The organism is Hungatella sp. SB206 (assembly GCF_051132295.1).
Lineage (GTDB): Bacteria > Bacillota > Clostridia > Lachnospirales > Lachnospiraceae > Hungatella > Hungatella effluvii.
Map to the genome: position 1 here is coordinate 1,611,627 of NZ_CP096603.1, position 16,674 is coordinate 1,628,300.

Annotated in this window: 15 protein-coding genes; 13 read left to right on the forward strand and 2 right to left on the reverse strand. The window is 52.0% G+C overall.

Annotated features, from left to right (window positions below; all coding sequences use genetic code 11):
• Nucleotides 1-10 precede the first annotated feature (10 nt).
• From M1L66_RS07005 to M1L66_RS07015, 3 genes are all read left to right on the forward strand, one after another.
• Nucleotides 11-2,305: a pyruvate formate lyase family protein gene (locus tag M1L66_RS07005; RefSeq protein WP_434691766.1), complete on the forward strand. Its 2,295-nt coding sequence runs from the start codon at nt 11-13 to the stop codon at nt 2,303-2,305.
• Nucleotides 2,306-2,323: 18 nt separating this feature from the next.
• Entirely contained in the window at nt 2,324-3,283 is a 960-nt protein-coding gene (locus M1L66_RS07010; RefSeq protein WP_243270284.1) for a glycyl-radical enzyme activating protein, read from the forward strand.
• Nucleotides 3,284-3,497: 214 nt separating this feature from the next.
• The gene (locus M1L66_RS07015) at nt 3,498-4,847 is read left to right on the forward strand and encodes an amidohydrolase family protein (RefSeq protein ID WP_187022412.1); all 1,350 of its coding nucleotides are present in this window, start codon (nt 3,498-3,500) and stop codon (nt 4,845-4,847) included.
• Nucleotides 4,848-4,869: 22 nt separating this feature from the next.
• On the opposite strand, the gene M1L66_RS07020 is transcribed toward M1L66_RS07015, so the two are convergent.
• Entirely contained in the window at nt 4,870-5,439 is a 570-nt protein-coding gene (locus tag M1L66_RS07020; protein ID WP_187022411.1) for a nitroreductase family protein, read from the reverse strand.
• Between the two features lie 571 nt (nt 5,440-6,010).
• On the opposite strand from M1L66_RS07020, the gene rfbD reads away from it, so the two are divergent.
• Nucleotides 6,011-6,868, forward strand: a complete 858-nt coding sequence (gene rfbD, locus M1L66_RS07025) for a dTDP-4-dehydrorhamnose reductase (protein WP_187022509.1) — start codon at nt 6,011-6,013, stop codon at nt 6,866-6,868.
• Nucleotides 6,865-8,148: a dicarboxylate/amino acid:cation symporter gene (locus tag M1L66_RS07030; protein ID WP_002601188.1), complete on the forward strand. Its 1,284-nt coding sequence runs from the start codon at nt 6,865-6,867 to the stop codon at nt 8,146-8,148. The genes rfbD and M1L66_RS07030 overlap by 4 nt, the downstream gene beginning before the upstream one ends.
• Before the next feature lie 12 nt (nt 8,149-8,160).
• On the opposite strand, the gene M1L66_RS07035 is transcribed toward M1L66_RS07030, so the two are convergent.
• Nucleotides 8,161-8,676: a GNAT family N-acetyltransferase gene (locus M1L66_RS07035; RefSeq protein WP_187022409.1), complete on the reverse strand. Its 516-nt coding sequence runs from the start codon at nt 8,674-8,676 to the stop codon at nt 8,161-8,163.
• A 274-nt stretch (nt 8,677-8,950) separates the two neighbouring features.
• Between M1L66_RS07035 and M1L66_RS07040 the strand changes: the two genes are divergently transcribed.
• The 8 genes from M1L66_RS07040 (at nt 8,951) to M1L66_RS07075 (ending at nt 16,605) form a co-directional block, all read left to right on the forward strand.
• Nucleotides 8,951-9,916: a sugar-binding domain-containing protein gene (locus M1L66_RS07040; protein ID WP_187022408.1), complete on the forward strand. Its 966-nt coding sequence runs from the start codon at nt 8,951-8,953 to the stop codon at nt 9,914-9,916.
• A 163-nt stretch (nt 9,917-10,079) separates the two neighbouring features.
• Nucleotides 10,080-10,712 carry a dihydroxyacetone kinase subunit L gene (locus tag M1L66_RS07045; RefSeq protein ID WP_187022407.1) on the forward strand — a complete coding sequence of 211 codons (633 nt, stop codon included), beginning with the start codon at nt 10,080-10,082 and terminating at the stop codon, nt 10,710-10,712.
• A gap of 24 nt (nt 10,713-10,736) precedes the next feature.
• A complete protein-coding gene (locus M1L66_RS07050) occupies nt 10,737-11,735 on the forward strand; it encodes a dihydroxyacetone kinase subunit DhaK (RefSeq protein ID WP_187022508.1) in 999 nt (332 codons plus the stop codon).
• Nucleotides 11,736-11,747: 12 nt separating this feature from the next.
• The gene (locus tag M1L66_RS07055; protein ID WP_187022406.1) at nt 11,748-12,068 is read left to right on the forward strand and encodes a VOC family protein; all 321 of its coding nucleotides are present in this window, start codon (nt 11,748-11,750) and stop codon (nt 12,066-12,068) included.
• A gap of 12 nt (nt 12,069-12,080) precedes the next feature.
• The gene (locus M1L66_RS07060; RefSeq protein ID WP_187022405.1) at nt 12,081-12,911 is read left to right on the forward strand and encodes a class II fructose-bisphosphate aldolase; all 831 of its coding nucleotides are present in this window, start codon (nt 12,081-12,083) and stop codon (nt 12,909-12,911) included.
• Between the two features lie 149 nt (nt 12,912-13,060).
• The gene (locus M1L66_RS07065; protein WP_434691775.1) at nt 13,061-14,164 is read left to right on the forward strand and encodes an ROK family transcriptional regulator; all 1,104 of its coding nucleotides are present in this window, start codon (nt 13,061-13,063) and stop codon (nt 14,162-14,164) included.
• Between the two features lie 369 nt (nt 14,165-14,533).
• The gene (locus M1L66_RS07070) at nt 14,534-15,679 is read left to right on the forward strand and encodes an MFS transporter (protein WP_434691778.1); all 1,146 of its coding nucleotides are present in this window, start codon (nt 14,534-14,536) and stop codon (nt 15,677-15,679) included.
• Nucleotides 15,680-15,846: 167 nt separating this feature from the next.
• A complete protein-coding gene (locus tag M1L66_RS07075; protein ID WP_434691781.1) occupies nt 15,847-16,605 on the forward strand; it encodes an SH3 domain-containing protein in 759 nt (252 codons plus the stop codon).
• The last annotated feature ends 69 nt before the right edge of the window (nt 16,606-16,674 follow it).

A 16,674-nucleotide genomic window follows, 5' to 3' on the forward strand; every position in this document is an offset into this window, starting at 1 on the left:
GGTGAATCTTATGGAAAAGAGACAGATGAGAGAGGAATTGAAGTATCTGATTGAGTTTACGAAAATATACCGTTCGGAAACGGATAAATATATCAGGGAGGCGAAGTGTCTCGACTGCCAGATCCGGAAAATACTCGTCCCGATGACAAAAGAGGAGAAAATCGTCGGACGGGTGAGGCATACGGTAGTGGGCTTCAGCCCCCAGTACGGCGGTCTTTATACATACTTCTTTCACAACGTCCAGGTGGAAAAAATGATGGAGAAGGCGGGGAGCTGCTTAACCGGAGAGGAGCGGGAAGCGGTATGGGAGTGTTACCGCTTCTGGCAGGAGGAAAAGACGGTTCAGAAGTTGCAGCGGCGTTTTACCGAAAAACACGGGGAACTGGAAGTTGATTATAAGCCGTATGGCCCCAATATCGGTATGGATGATGTGCGCGCCCTGCCGGGGGAAAAGACGGAGGTCATAAAAAGCCTGGGCGTCGGCTCTTATCCGACAGCCAGAATCGCACTGACGATTCCGGATGATGATAAGCTGGTGCGCATGGGGATTCCCGGACTGCGGGACGAGGTGAAGCGTAAACAAAAGGAGAACGGCGAGAGCAGTTTCTACACGGCGCTGCTTATGATGCTGGATACTGTCTGCCTTGCCGCAGACACCTACAGGCAGCAGGCAGAACGGCTGGCAGATGCAGAACCGGAATACAGGGAAGCGCTTTTAAAGACGGCTCATACGCTGAAACATATTCAGATCCAGGCACCGGAGAACTTTCAGGAAGGCCTTCAGCTGTACTGGCTTTACTCGGTTATTTCGGATCAGATGAATACCGGGCGCATGGATGTATTTCTGGGCGATTTATACGTGAACGATCTGGAGACAGGCATTCTCGATGAAGAGGGAGCCATCGCCCTGCTGACCAGTCTCTATCAGCAGTATCTGTTCATTAATAAGGTGCACGATACGAGAGTCATTATCGGCGGAAAAGGCAGAAGAAACGAGGCGAATGCCGACCGCCTGGCGCTTGCAGTCCTGGAGACCTCCAGACGTGTGAAGGATGTGGTTCCCCAGCTCACTCTCCGATATTACAGGGGGATGAATGAGGAAGTCTTAAACAAGGCGCTTCTGGTGGTGGGAGAAGGCTGTTCCTTCCCGCTGCTTTATGGGGATGACACCAACATTCCGGCTGTCATGAAGCTGTACGGTATTTCCGAGGAGGAGGCCGAACAGTATATTCCGGCCGGGTGCGGGGAGTATGTCATCGAAGCAACCAGCACCGGGACGCCAAACTGTGGTTTCAACCTTCAGAAGGCTGTGGAACTGGTCCTTCACAACGGAGACGACGCCTATATGAAGTGTCAGGCGGGGCCGAGGACCGGGGAACCGGAAGAACTGGGTACCTTTGATCAATTCTGGGAGGCATACCGGAAACAGGTGGAACCGGAGATGCTCCGGGAAGCCTGGGGAGAGGCGGAGTGCTATTATACAGCGGCAGAAAACGCTGGTTATTTACAGCTCAGCCTTCTGATGAACGACTGCCTGGAACGCGGCAGGGCGATGCTTTCAGGTGGAGTCTGCTATATGAACGGCGCTCCCGAGATTGTGGGAATGGTGACTGCGGCGGACAGCATGACGGCGATCAAAAAGTATGTGTACGATGAGAAACGCTTTACACTCCGGCAGGTGAAAGATATGCTGGACTGCAACTTTGAGGGCTTTGAAAAGGAACGCAGGCTGTTCTTAAACGCCCCCAAATACGGCAACAATGATCCGGAAGCCGATGCCATGGTGTTAAAGGTGTATGAACATGTGGCGAGGGCGGCTATCGAATGTACGGAGACGGTAGGACTTGACCACTACACAATTGTGAGCGTGAACAACAGCGCCAGTGCGGACTGGGGAGAGTATACGATGGCCTCCGCCTGCGGCAGGAAAGACGGAGATCCCCTGGCTAACGCCAACGGAGCCTCAATCGGAGCCGATAAGTCCGGAATTACAGCGCTTCTCCACTCCATGAGCAAGTATGATCACAGCCTCCATTCCGGCGTGATCAACAATGTAAGAATCAGCAAAGAGCTGTTTCAGAATTCCTATGAAAAGGTGAAGGCTCTTGTCTGTACCTTTCTGGAAAATAACGGAACGCAGCTGAATCTGATGGTGATCGGCAGAGATGACCTGGAAAATGCCGTTAAACATCCGGAAGAATATCAGAATCTGATCGTCAGAATCGGCGGCTTTTCGGCCCGGTTTGTGACGCTGAATCCGGTGATACAGAACGAGATCATCAAGAGAACTACGTTTGAAAACTGACGGATGGGGAAAAGAACGATGGGAATTGTATTTGATATACAGAAGTTCAGCGTACATGACGGGCCGGGGATCAGGACATCTGTCTTTTTGAAAGGCTGCAATCTGTCCTGTATCTGGTGCCACAATCCGGAATCCATAAAGAGTAAGCCGCAGCTGGCCTTTGAGAGCAGCCTGTGCATCGGATGCCGGGAATGTGAAGCGCGGTGTGAAAACCAGGCCCATGATTTCACGGATGGCGCCCACAGGATCGATTTTACCCGCTGTGCCGCGTGCGGAAACTGTGTAAATGGCTGTCTGGCGGAAGCTTTGAAAATCTATGGGAAAGAAATGTCAGTTACCCAGGTAATGGTCGAAATCGTAAGCGACCGGATCTATTACGAGCGGTCGGGAGGCGGTGTGACATTTACCGGCGGAGAGCCGACGATACAGTTTGATTTTCTCATGGAACTGATCGGGGCGTGCCGGGGGGAAGGGCTTCACGTCTGTGTGGAAACCAACGGCATTTTAAATGATGAGAAGAGACGGCGGCTTGCAGAGACGGTGGATTTGTTCCTGATTGACTATAAGGCCACTCCCTCGGCTCTCCACAAAGAGCTGACTGGCATGGGAACGGAAGAAGTCTTAAAAACGCTTGCATACCTGGAGAAAATGGAAAGGCCTGTGATTCTGAGATGTCCCATGATTCAGGGCGTGAATGACAGCGAAAACCATTTTGCAGAGATCAGACGGATCAGAGATACGTATACCAACATCAGGCAGGTGGAAATCATGGCGTATCACTCCACAGGGAGAAAGAAATGGGAGACGCTGGGAATTCCATATCGGCTGGAACAGTTAGATTCGGCCGCGCCGGAGCAGAAAAAGCGGTGGGAAGAAATGCTGCGGGATCATGGATACGCCAAACCGGAAGTTCTTCGGGGGCAAGATGGATTTCCTGCCGGGAAAGATGGAAAAAATGGTGCAGGATTATTCGATTGAAAACGAGATAACCCAGGAAAGCCTTATTATAGAACCGTGTCTGGAGAACTGCGAAAAGATGCTTTTCGAACCCACATGGCCAGAATAATTCCCTGGTTTATCCCATCTGTCCTTTTTCGCCCCCTTCTTTTTTTCTATAATGAATACAGATGATATGCGCCGGCAGCGGCGGCATATGAATTCATTACAGGAGAAGAGAAGGGGGCGTTATTTTATGTTACCATGTGATATTTTAATTAAAAATGCGGCAGTTCTGATGCCCGATAAGAGCATTGCCAAAAATCAGACCATCGCCATTTCCGAAAACCGGATACTGGAGATCGCAGACACAAAACTTACCGATCAGACCAGTGGCTTCCAGGCCGATACGGTGATCGATGATCCGCATCTGTTGTGGATGCCGGGCCTCACAGACGGCCATCTTCACACCAGCCAGCAGTTCTTAAGGGGAAGTCTGCTGGATGAGAAGCCGGTGATCTGGAAACGGATCAACGTGCCGTTTGAGGCCTCTCTGACGGAGGAAACCATGGCGCTGTCCGCCAGGCTTGCCGGCGCGGAGATGATAAAGAGCGGTACCACATCCTTTGTGGATGCCGGCGGGCCTCATATCGAAGCCGCGGCCGAAGAGTATTTAAAAATGGGGATGCGGGGAGCTCTGACCTGGCAGACAACCGACGGCGCGAAGGTGCCGGACGGTCTGCGCATCGGCACCAGGGAGGCGCTGCCGCGCTTGGAGAAATTTCACAGGGAATACCACGGGAAAGGTGGCCTGCTCCAGGTGTACTATTCCGTAACCTCTTTGATGGCCTGCACGGAAGACCTGTTCCGCACCATATTTCTCGCGGCCAAAGAGCAGAAGGTGACGGCAGAATGCCATATGAACGAATACGCCAGCGAAGTACTTGATTTCATCGAACGTTACGGAGAACGGCCTTTCAGCTACTTAGACCGGATCGGCGCGTTGTCGGACCGTTTTGTAGCAGCCCACTGCATCATGCTGTCTGAATCCGAGATTCAGACGGTGCAGGAACGGGGGATTAAGGTGGTGCACTGTCCGTTCAGCAACTGCGGCAAGGGCATTCCCCAGACGCCGCGCCTCCTTGCGGCCGGGATTCCCGTGGCCTTCGGTTCCGACGGCGCGGGCCACGGCGGACTGGATTTATTCCGTGAGATGCGGGCATTCCGGTGCATCATGAACGTGGCCTACGGAATCACCACCGGAAATCCTGAGATTATGCCGGCTGGAACCCTTCTTTCCATGGCCATGGAGGGTGGAGCACAGGCCCTGATGAACAGCAGTCTGGGAGCCATCCGCCACGGAAACTTCGCCGATATGATCGCTGTCAACTTAGACCAACCCCATCTGACGCCGACCGGAAGTCTCGTCAATACCGTGATCGAGAGCGCCTCGGGAGCCGACGTAAAGCATTCCATCATCAACGGGAAACTGGTCATGAAAGACCGGAAGCTTCTGACTATTGATGAGGAAAAGGTTTTGTCGGAGGCCAATGAGGCAATGAAACATCATAAGCTGTTTACAAAAGCGGGGGCTTATGCGGGTTAAGCAGTGGGAAAGCTGAAACGTCTCATAGTATAATCTCATCAAGACTTCTTTTCGGCACATAATGGACCTGCTCCGCGTCACGGTAATAGCGCACGTCTCCGTCCGCCCCAACCGGCACCACCACGACCTTTTCCTTTGGCTTTCCAAGCGCCAGCACGAGATCAATAGAGTACTTTGCGGTATCGATATCCAGAAGCTCCGCCAGCCGTTTCCTCTCCACATTGCCGAGCATACAGCCGCCGTACCCCATTTCCACCGCCCCCAGCATGATGGTCTGGGCGGTGATCCCGTCGTCCTGAAGCTTATTCTTCCCAAGGGCAAGGTCACAGAGGATGATAAGATAGGCCGATGGCCGTTCTCCCTTTACGGGCCCGTCCCAATCCGGCAGCGCGCCCGCCCATTTCAGTGTTCCAAACACCCGCTCATTTTCTTCGTCCGTTCTGCAGATCCGGAACTTGAGCGCCTGGGAATTTGCGGTGGAAGCGGTCATCCTGGCCAAATCCACCAATTCCCGAAGCGCTTCTGCCGGGATTTTCTCATCCTCATAAAAACGCCGGTAAGATCTGCACCGGGCTACTAAATCCTTTAACATACAAAAGACTCCTTCCTATAGAATCAAGATCTTTCCTTATTATACCTTCTTATTCTTCTTCTGTGAATCCAACAATTTCAAGAATTTCTCCAGAATAAACTTATAAATTTACAGAATTATGAAAAGCTGCTTTCGACAATAACTTTAGCTAGATTTCGTGGTTTTTGTTCCGCCAGGCAGCCGGGGCCAGAGCGCTTCCCCCCAGTTTCGGCGATTTTTGCAGGGCGCCGGCAGCTCTTCCAGTCCTTTTCATCTATAATAAAGAACGATATCGAATAGAAGCAAAAAACAGTGAAATAAAGAATGAATATGACTGTACCCGTGCAATAGGCAGGGGTTTATTTTCGATACAGTTACAAGGGGCAGCGGCAATATTTATATCAGATATAAAAAGAATAAAAGGGAGAAAGCAGAGGAATTCCAAGCAGAAATTTATAAAAAATATCTCCAACATTGGGGTTATAATTCTGTAAGTTTATACTGAATTTCCCTTTCCCACCTTGGCAGCCCCTGCGATCTATGGTACAATACTTTGTCACGATTTCAGAATGGAGGATACCAAATGAATCATATGCAAAAGGTTTGGATTTGCGGAGCAAACGGCAGAGTCGGCCGCAAAATGACGGAACTTTTGGAAAATACGCCGGTGGAGCTGCTGCTTACGGACATCGACGCTGTCGATATCACCGATTCGAAAGCAGTCAGGGATTATGCAGGCATGAACCGGCCGCATTTCATTGTAAACTGCGCGGGGCTTACGGATGTGGCCGCGTGCGAGGAGAATAAAGAGGAAGCGTTTAAGGTCAACGCCCTGGGAGCCAGAAATTTAAGTGTGGCGGCCCGGATGGGAAAAGCCAGGATGATACAGCTCTCTACGGATGACGTGTTTGACGGAAGCGGACAGACGCCGTATACGGAGTTTGATACGCCGAATCCACAGACTATCTACGGAAAATCGAAGCTTGCCGGGGAGAATTTCGTGAAGGAATTCTGCAACCGCCACATTATCGTCAGGAGTTCCTGGATATTTGGAGAGGGCAGCAGTTATTTTTCGAAAATTATGAAGCTGGCGGGAGAGGGGAAGACGATTTATGCGGCAGCCGATCAGACCGCTGTGCCGACCGGAGCCTCGGAGCTGGCGGAAAAGATCATCGAACTGATGGAGTCTGCGCCGGATGGGTTATACCATGTGACTGGCCAGGGAAGCTGCAGCCGGTATGAATTTGCGCAGGAGATCGTGCGCCTCTCCGGATCACAGACGGAGGTAGTGCCGGTAGCGGCTGTGGATGACAGGCTTACCGCCATGCGCCCGTCGTACTCCGTTTTGGACAACATGATGCTGCGCATGTCCGGAATCTCCCTGCTTCCGGAATGGAAAATCATGCTGGAACGTTTTATAGCAGACAGGAAGGATTATACCAGTATATGAAAAACAGAAAAAAGACAGGATTGACAACAAAGATATTTATTGGGCTGCTGGCAGGCGCCGCGACAGGAATCCTGCTTCATTACGCCGTACCGGAGAGCGTGATACGGGATGAGTTCCTGATCGGAGGCATATTCTATGTCATCGGAAACGGATTTTTGCGGCTGATGCAGATGCTTGTGGTTCCGCTGGTGTTCTGCTCGCTGGTCTGCGGAAGCATGGCCATGGGAGATACGAAGAAGCTGGGAACCATCGGCGTCAAGACGCTGTTCTTCTATCTTTTTACGACGGCTCTCGCCATTACGGCCGCCATACTGGTGGCCAATGTGATAAATCCGGGCGTGGGGCTGGATATGTCCTCCATCGAGCGAAGCGAGGTAGCCATCGCAGGCAAGGTGAGTCTGCCGGATACGCTGCTGAATATCATACCGACCAACCCGCTGGGGGCGCTGGCAAGCGGAGATATGCTGCCAATCATCTTATTTGCGCTGATTGTGGGGATAATTCTTGCAAAATTGGGCGAGAGTGTGGAAACTGTCGGCAATTTCTTCAGCCAGTTTAACGATGTGATGATGGAAATGACGACCATGGTCATGAAATTAGCGCCTTACGGCGTGTTCTGCCTGATCGCGAAGACATTTTCGGGAATTGGATTCGATGCATTTCTGCCTCTTCTCAAGTATATGGCAGGCGTGCTGCTGGCTCTGGCGGTTCAATGCCTGGTGGTCTACATGGTGATGCTGAAAGGCTTTACGGGACTGAGTCCGTTTCTGTTTATCAGGAAGTTTCTGCCGGTTATGGGCTTCGCCTTTTCCACGGCGACCTCCAATGCCACAATCCCGCTGTCCATCGACACGCTCCATCAAAAGATGGGGGTCTCCAAGAGGATTTCTTCTTTTACCATTCCTCTTGGAGCCACCATTAATATGGATGGAACGGCCATCATGCAGGGTGTTGCCGTGGTATTTGCCGCGCAGGCGTTTGGGATCAGCCTGTCTGCCGCCGATTATATGACGGTCATTCTGACGGCTACCCTGGCCTCCATCGGAACGGCGGGCGTGCCGGGCGTAGGGCTGATCACTCTTTCCATGGTGTTCACATCTGTGGGACTTCCGGTGGAAGCCATCGCGCTCATCATGGGAATTGACCGTATCCTGGACATGTGCCGGACCGCCGTCAACGTCACTGGTGATGCCGTGTGCACGACGATCGTGGCCTGTCAGGAAAAAGCAGTGAAAAAGGAAGTATTCTTAAATCCGGAAGCCGGTAAGCTGGCGAATTAACGGTATTTTCCTTTAAGAAAGGGTAATCCAGTACCTCTGTGTAATCCTTTCAGCCGTCCTGATCTCATCTTCCAGAACCCCGCCGTTGTTCATTATCGTTCTGGCCGAGGCGAAGTTTAGCTTATTACAGGTGATTAAAACACGCATGATATGCATTTTCCTGCATTCCTCTAAGGCCAGGGACAGCATCTGGGTGGCATACCCCTTTCTCCGCTCGTCTTTCCTTACGCTGTACCCGATATGGCCGCCGCATTTTTCCAGGGCGTCATTCAGGCGGTGGCGGAGGTCCAACATTCCGACCAGCCTGTCGTTTTCATCGACAGCCAGAAATGTCGTGGCGGGAACAAGGCCTTCTCTCACCGTTGCCTCACAGGAATTGTCCAGGAGTGCCTCGTACCACTCTTTAAAGGTGCGGAAATTCAGTAATCCTGCGGTTCCATCCAGGCTGTCACCGTCTCTTTCAAATGATGCTTTGTAATCCAGAACCTGTTCCTCGTAGTCTTCCGTTGGTAATACCAGTCTTATCATAGTGATTCCCTCCTGTAAAATGATTGCGCCGATTCACGCCTGTTTTTTATTATCCGTACATTTTAGCACAGATCCGTGCCGATGGATAGCGGAACCGTAACCGGAACATGCAGCAGGAATAAAACCTTCCCGACTCTTCATGGACAGATACTCCACGGACGGTTATAATAGAAGCAGAGTAAAGGCCGCCTGCCTGCGGCCGAAATGATATGGAAGGAGCGCGAAGAGCGGTCTGCGGTCGGCCTGACGGCAGGCGTTCTTAAGAAGCACGGATATGAGGGATCGAGACAGCAGGACAGAGCGCCTGGTGGATGTGGCCAGGCTGTATTATGAGAAGGACCGGACTCAGAATGAGATCGCGGGGATTTACGGAATTTCCCGTCCCATGGTCAGCAAGCTTTTAAAGGAGGCGAAGGAGGAGGGGATTGTAAAAATCACAATTGCAGCGCCGGGGGAGGCGGAAGGGCCGGGGCAGGGAGATCCGTGGCTGGACCGTCTCCAGGATTGCTTTGGAATCCAGGGCGGGGCCGTGGTGGAAAACGGTCCCAATGATTTAGCGACCAACAACGCGGTGGCGAACGCGGCTTTAAAGCTGCTTGCCGGGCTGAAACAGGACAGGCTGGGAATCGGCTGGGGCCATATCATCGGCGATCTGACGGCCAGGATTGAGCGGAATCAGGGACCGGTCAGAATTGGAGGCCACATCTGCCCGTTGATCGGAAACGGCGGCGTAGGGCTGAAAAACTACCATTCCAACGAGCTGGTGCGGGTGATTGCCGAGCACAGCGAAGCCGAGCCGGAATTTATCTATACGCCGGCCTGTGCGCTTTCCGAACAGGAACTGAAGCTGACCATGGCCCTGGAGAATTATCATAAAATCTATCAGGCATGGGAGCGCCTTGACGTAGCCCTGGTCAATATCGGGAATTTTCCATCGGTGCCCGACTTCGCGTCGGAAGCGAGGTATGGCAGCCTGCTGGTGAAGCAGAAGGCGGTGGGGCGGATACTGAATTATTTTGTGACGGAGGAAGGGCGGGTGATCCGCTCGGACACGGACTATGCTATCCAGATTCCCCTGGAACTTCTGCGCCGGGTCCGCTATGTGGTGGGAATCTGTTCGGCCAATACGAAGCCGAAAGCCTTAGCGGGTGTCTTAAGGACCGGATATGTCAACAATGTAGTCGCACCGAAAAATGTGGTGAGTGCGGCGGCAGAACTGAATAATGAGTTACATATGTAACTGAGATATGGTGTGTTAAGGCCTTTAAAGCCATTTACGCACCATATTTTTGTGCAAAACTGTTAAAAAATAACAAAATAAAATCCGTTTATTGACAATAATATGTGAAAATGATAGTCTTTATTTATGACAAACGATAAAAACAAGAGAAAGGAGGTTACATATGTTACTTTCGAAGCCTGAGATAACCAGCATGCTTCGTGGTGTAGCCCGGCTCTGGTGCGCGAATAAGGACCGCTTAAGCGAGATTGATTCACGCTTCGGAGATGGGGATCACGGAGTCACCATCGGCAAGATCGCCGGACTCATCACCAAAAACCTGGACACATGGGAGGACGACGATATTGAGGAATTTCTCCAGTCCCTGGGAGACGATACGATGGAGATTGGGGGCGGAAGCGCCGGACCCCTCTACGGAACGATGATCGGAGGGCTGTCAGATCCGCTGTCAGGCAGCGACGCCATCGACAGCGAGGGGCTGAAGGCCATGCTGGAAGGATGCCTGGCCGCTATGGAGGACATTACGACGGCACGGACCGGGGACAAGACGATGATGGATGCCCTGATTCCGGCGGTTTTGGCGGCTAGAGACGTGGAGGGAGGAATCCCGGATATCTTAAAAGCGGCGGCAGATGCGGCGGAGCAGGGCGCCAAAGACAGCGAGCAGTACTTATCAAAGTATGGAAGGGCCAGGAGCTACAAGGAGCAGACCATAGGAACTCCGGATGCGGGGGCAGTCAGCACGTCGCTGTTTTTCAGGGGATTGTATGACGGTCTGATGGAAGCGGAACGATAATTCTTAGAACAGGAGAAATGAATGATGAGAATGAAAAAATTTATCAATGATCCGGAAAATTTGACACCTGAATTGCTGGAAGGATTTGCAGAAGCCCATAAGGAGCTGGTGGAGCTGGGAGACCAGCGCATGGTCATAAACAGGAAGCTTCCGGATGCGGACCGTGTAACGATCGTGACACAGGGCGGATCGGGACATGAGCCGGCGATCAGCGGATTTGTCGGAGAAGGAATGGTGGATATCTCTGTGGTGGGAGATGTCTTCGCTGCACCGGGACCGCAGGCATGTGTGGATGCGATCCGGATGGCGGATAAGGGAAAGGGCGTTCTCTATATCGTTCTCAACCACGCCGGCGACATGCTGACCGGCAACCTGACCATGAAGCGGTGCGCTAAGGAAGGCCTGCATGTGGTTAAGGTGGTGACTCAGGAGGATATTGCCAACGCACCGAGATCCAACGCAGACGACAGACGGGGCCTGGTGGGATGTATTCCTACCTATAAGATAGCAGGCGCCGCGGCCGCGGAAGGAAAGAGCCTGGAAGAGGTTGCAAAGATCGCACAGCGTTTTGCAGATAATATGGCGACTCTCGCTGTGGCCGTGACAGGAGCGACTCACCCGGCAACGGGAAGTCTTCTGGCCGATTTAGGAGAGGATGAGATGGAGATCGGCATGGGACAGCACGGAGAGGGAGGCGGTGGACGCCAGCCTTTAAAATGTGCCGATGAGACGGCTAAAATTATGCTGGATGGCCTGATTTCCGATCTGGATATCAAGTCGGGCGAGAAAATCATGCTGATTTTAAATGGCACTGGCGCCACCACGCTGATGGAGCTGTTTATCATTTACCGGAAATGTGTTTCCTATTTAAAAGAGAAGAACATCGAGATCGTGGCAAACTACGTAGGCGAGCTGCTGACCGTGCAGGAGCAGGGCGGATTCCAGATGTTTATGGCAAGAATGGATGACGAGCTGCTTCGCTACTGGAACGCACCGTGCAATACCCCATACCTGAAAAAATAGGAGGAGGTCCCTATGGCGGCAGAATATATGCATATTGGAATCCCTGTGCTGAACAGGAAAGAGGGAATGGTTTACAATGAGGCCATGAAGTTCTGGGTAAGCAATGTGGACGACTATGATTTTAAGATCGAATACTTAAAGTTTGAGGAGGGGACGCCGTTTCCGGAGATCCTTTCCAAGCAGCCGCATGTGGCTTACCGGGTAGATGATTTGGACGGCTATGCGAAGCAGGCGGACCGGGTCATCTTCGGACCGGTCGACGCGGGTCCGGGAGTACGGCTGGCCTTTGTCATCTGGGATGACGCGATCATTGAACTGTATGAAGAAAAGTAAGGAGCTGGCTGAATGTTAGTAAATATGAATGAGGTACTTGCAGCTGTCCAGACGCGAGGCTGCTGTGTGGGCGCGTTCGATACGCCCAATCTGGAGATTTTAATGGCCGTTATCCGGGCCGCGGAAAAACGGAAGGAGCCGGTCATCATCCAGCACGCCCAGCTTCATGAGCCGGAGATGGCGCTTCGCGTGATCGGGCCGATCATGATCCGCATGGCGAAGGAATCGACCGTGCCGGTCTGTGTGATGCTGGATCACGGCGAGGACCTGGACTATGTAAAAAAAGCCCTGGATCTGGGCTTCTCAGCGGTCATGTATGACGGCTCCTCCAGGCCATACGAGGAAAATGTCCGCATGACAAGAGAGACCGTTGCCATGGCTCAGGAATACGGCGCCAACGTGGAAGCGGAGATCGGGATCGTGACCGGCCATGAGGGAAAGGAATTCGTGGGCGGCGCCTATACGGATCCGGAACTGGCCGCAAAATATGTGAAAGAAACGGGCATTGATGCGCTGGCCGCATCAGTGGGAACTGTACACGGCTTCTATGCCGCCCAGCCAAAACTGGATTTTGACCGCATTGTGAAAATCAGAGAGCTGACCGGTGTTCCGCTCGTCATGCACGGCGGTTCCGGAATCAGCGTGGAAGATACCCAGAAAGCCATCCGCTGCGGAATCCGGAAAATCAACTACTTCTCCTACATGTCCAACGCCGGCGTAAAAGGCGTGCAGAAGCTTCTGGAGGAGAAAAACGTGAAGTATTTCCATGAGTTAGCCAATGCGGCGATCGATGCGATGGAAGTAGATGTTTTGAATGCAATGGCGATGTTTGCATTAGAGTAAGACAGATCAAAAAAAGTATGTATGTAATACCGCGGCCGGACTTTTTGCGGAAAGTCCGGCCGCGGTATTTTGCCTTGCCTTTCCCTGCCCCCTCTTGTATAATACTTATATAAAACGATTCATAAAAGAAGATTATCGGAGACGATTCCATGATAGAAAAGAAGAAACTGAATAAAATCAAGATTGCAAAATTTATTCGTTATAAAGGCAGCACGTCCAAACCGGAGATCGCTGCGGAGCTGGGGATCAGTATGCCTACGGTCTTACAGAATGTGAAAGAACTGACGGAAGCCGGAATTGTCGGGGAGATCGGAGAGTATGAGTCTACTGGAGGCCGAAAGGCAAAGACCCTTTCTATCACAGCCACATGGAAAATGGCTGTGGGGCTGGATATTACGTTAAACCACATCAGCATGGTCGCGCTGGATTTAAAGGGAGCCATAACGGGGAAGAGACGCATCAAGAAGAATTTTGAAAATTCGTTCGATTACTATAAGGCATTGGCGGAGGAGCTGGATTGTTTCCTGGAAGACATGGGCGCCGCGCCGGATAAGATCCTGGGAGTCGGCATCTCCATACCGGGAGTAATCGACCAGAGCCGGGAACTGATTGTCCGATCCCACGTACTGCACCTGGACAACGTGAAATTTCAGGTGGTCAGCCAGTTTATCCGGTATCCGGTATCCTTTGAAAATGACGCCAACAGCGCGGCGCTGGCGGAATTTGTCCACCGGGACCGTGACGCGGTTTATCTGTCCTTGAGCAACTCCGTAGGCGGTGCAATTTACGTGAACAGGGAAATCTATGCGGGGGACAATTTTAAGAGTGCGGAATTCGGCCATATGGTCATAGCACCGGAAGGAAAAACGTGTTACTGCGGAAAAAAGGGCTGTATGGATGCGTACTGCTCGGCCAGAGTGCTGTCGGATCACACGGATGACAGCCTGGAGCTGTTTTTCCAGAAGCTGGAAGACGGCGACGATGCCATACGGGATATATGGGATTCCTATTTAAGCTATCTGGCAATATCGGTGACGAATCTACGGATGGCCTTTGACTGCGACATCATACTGGGAGGATATATCGGCCAGTATTTAAAACCGTATATGATTGACTTAAGCCAGAAAATGGCCGGCTATAATATGTTCGAGCAGGACACGGTTTATTTAAAGAACAGCCGCTACGGCATGGAAGCCGCGGCAGTGGGCGGAGCCATGAAATATATTGAAGCATATTTTGAAGAGCTGTCGTGAGGAGCTGTTACTCGAAACGGATCAGACAAAAGAGATAGTATGGAAAGCGTTATGGTTTTCCGTATCCTCTTTTTTGTCTGAGGTCTGTTCCTTTACAGCATCTAAAAAATATGGTATACTAAAAAAGCGCAGGCTGATAATAATTATCCTGCAGCAGCCGTTTTATCATCATTCAGAAGGAACGGCCTGCCACGGAGGTCCTTTATGAAAACCCATTCTTTTTTTAATCCATACAATCCCACGTAGAAAACAACAATTTCAGAATTACCATGCGTTTTGGCACTGTAGATCACAGGGCTTATTTTGCGTATCGTAAAACGGGCGCCGGGTTATGAAATTTGTGAAATCGATGAAAATGGAGCAGAAAGTATGAAGATAAAAAGAAATATCTATCTGATGTATGGGATTTCCCTCCTGCAGGGAATGGTATTTTACGGACCGATCGCCACGCTCTATCGGCAGGCGGCGGGAGTTACCGTGTTTGAAATAACTTTAATTGAGAGCATATCGCTTGCCCTGTGCATCGCCCTGGAGATGCCGTGGGGCGTAGTGGCCGACAGGATCGGATATAAGAACACTCTGGTGATCAGTTCCCTGATCTATGTGGTATCTAAGGTGGTGTTCTGGAAGGCTGACGGTTTCGGCGGATTTCTTCTGGAACGGGTGATGCTGAGCGTTGTGATGGCGGGAATGTCGGGCTGTGACGTGAGCCTGCTGTACCTGTCATGCCGCGAGGGGGAGAGCCACCAGGTGTTCGGCGTGTATAACCTTTTAAATACCGCAGGCCTGCTGGCTGCGGCTCTGATCTTTTCTGTCGCTATCGGCGATGATTACCGGCTGGCCGGATTTTTGACCGTACTGACGTATGCAGCTGCGGCGGCGCTGGCCTTCGGGCTAAAGGAAGTAAAGGAAAAAGAGGACAGAAAGCCGGTGAAAGGCCGGTTCCTGACGTGTTTGAAGGAAGTGGTGAGTGATAAACGCTTCCTGCTCCTTCTGGTGGGCATGGCATTTCTGGCGGAGACGAACCAGACCATCACGGTGTTTTTAAACCAGCTGAAATACGAGGCGTGCGGGATAGCACCGGCTAATATGGGATATATCTATATCCTTGTAACCGTAAGCGGAATGGCCGGAGTCTGCTCGGCCGGATTTACGGGGAAAATCGGTATGAAACGGTTTGCCCTTCTTTTATTTTGTGCAGCCTCCGTCGCCTGTGTGATACTGGCCCTGACCGGAAGCGGTGTGCTTGCGGTGGGAGGCGTCATGCTGCTTCGCCTGTCGGCCAGCCTTTTCGTGCCGCTTCAGACGGAGATACAGAACCGTCATATTAAGGCGGCAGACCGTGCCACCGTTTTAAGTATCTACGCAGTCTTGGCGGAGGGAACGGGAATCGCCACCAATCTGCTGTTCGGCGCGGCGGCCCAGGCCGCCCTTCCGGCCGCTATGTTCTGCGGGGCAGGAATGTGCGCGCTTGGCGCTGTATTTTTCATAATTTGGCACCGTACTGCAAAATAAGGTGAAAAACAAGATGTAAGATAATATGCAGAATAAGATGCAGAACAAGATGCAGAACAAGATGCAGAATAAGATGGCCCGCCGGATGTTGCACACCGTCGGCCGGGATGATATACTGAGAGCATCTGGTATTGAACCAGGATGAAAATCAGGCGGAGGTGACCGACATGAAAAAGTATCCGGGAATTATCCTGGCAATGACAACGGCTGTGATGATCACATCCTGCTCGTCTGTCTTGAACGGAGGAGACACAAAGAGTACACAGGAAGGCGCGGCCAGTGAGAGTGTGACGACGGAAGCGCAGACCGATGCGATAAAGATAGAGAATGAGACGGATCCCGAACCGTCCTCCGAAACGGAGACATTGTCCGAGGCGGAAACATCTGCTCCGTCTCAGGAGTCGAAGCCCGGAGAGACAGAGGCTATGCCGGTCTACACCGTAACCGCGGTTCAGAAGACCATGTATGTGACTCAGCCTGTCCATGTGCGGGCCAGCTATACGACGAAGTCCGACGTTCTTACCAGCTTTGGGACCGGCCAGAAGGTCAGTGTTACGGGCCAGTCGGCCAACGGCTGGATGCGGATCTCCTATAAGGGCGGGGACGCTTATATATATAAGAAGTATTTAAGCAGCTCAAAGACGGAGAGCGAGACTAAGGCAGCGGCATCGGTGCCGTCACCTGAAAACACGCCCACGGGACAGAACGGCTCGAATTCCTCGAATACTCAGAACACCTCAGCGCCCTCCGGCCCTTCGGTGCCAGGCGGAAATGATAATATTCCGATCGTGGAGCCGTCGCCGCTGACGCCCTCCGCGGGAACGCAGAACACGAATTCCACGGCAGGGCCTGGCTCTTCGACTGCACCGGGAAGCAGCAGTGGCGCCGGAACCGGGATGATTACGTCGATTGGCCCGGGAATGTGAGAGCGTGGGAAGGTTAAAAGATGAGTAGATGAATAGATGAAAAGAGGCGGTTACTCCAGGAGATGGAAT

Bases quoted from the DNA above. Each gene is read 5' to 3' on its own strand.
- M1L66_RS07070 (WP_434691778.1), top strand. From the start codon at position 14,534: ATGAAGATAAAAAGAAATATCTATCTGATGTATGGGATTTCCCTCCTG.
- rfbD (WP_187022509.1), top strand. From the start codon at position 6,011: ATGCAAAAGGTTTGGATTTGCGGAGCAAACGGCAGAGTCGGCCGCAAA.
- M1L66_RS07030 (WP_002601188.1), top strand. From the start codon at position 6,865: ATGAAAAACAGAAAAAAGACAGGATTGACAACAAAGATATTTATTGGG.
- M1L66_RS07020 (WP_187022411.1), bottom strand. From the start codon at position 5,439: ATGTTAAAGGATTTAGTAGCCCGGTGCAGATCTTACCGGCGTTTTTAT.
- M1L66_RS07055 (WP_187022406.1), top strand. From the start codon at position 11,748: ATGGCGGCAGAATATATGCATATTGGAATCCCTGTGCTGAACAGGAAA.
- M1L66_RS07075 (WP_434691781.1), top strand. From the start codon at position 15,847: ATGAAAAAGTATCCGGGAATTATCCTGGCAATGACAACGGCTGTGATG.
- M1L66_RS07005 (WP_434691766.1), top strand. From the start codon at position 11: ATGGAAAAGAGACAGATGAGAGAGGAATTGAAGTATCTGATTGAGTTT.
- M1L66_RS07035 (WP_187022409.1), bottom strand. From the start codon at position 8,676: ATGATAAGACTGGTATTACCAACGGAAGACTACGAGGAACAGGTTCTG.
- M1L66_RS07010 (WP_243270284.1), top strand. From the start codon at position 2,324: ATGGGAATTGTATTTGATATACAGAAGTTCAGCGTACATGACGGGCCG.
- M1L66_RS07040 (WP_187022408.1), top strand. From the start codon at position 8,951: ATGAGGGATCGAGACAGCAGGACAGAGCGCCTGGTGGATGTGGCCAGG.
- M1L66_RS07050 (WP_187022508.1), top strand. From the start codon at position 10,737: ATGAGAATGAAAAAATTTATCAATGATCCGGAAAATTTGACACCTGAA.
- M1L66_RS07060 (WP_187022405.1), top strand. From the start codon at position 12,081: ATGTTAGTAAATATGAATGAGGTACTTGCAGCTGTCCAGACGCGAGGC.
- M1L66_RS07045 (WP_187022407.1), top strand. From the start codon at position 10,080: ATGTTACTTTCGAAGCCTGAGATAACCAGCATGCTTCGTGGTGTAGCC.
- M1L66_RS07065 (WP_434691775.1), top strand. From the start codon at position 13,061: ATGATAGAAAAGAAGAAACTGAATAAAATCAAGATTGCAAAATTTATT.
- M1L66_RS07015 (WP_187022412.1), top strand. From the start codon at position 3,498: ATGTTACCATGTGATATTTTAATTAAAAATGCGGCAGTTCTGATGCCC.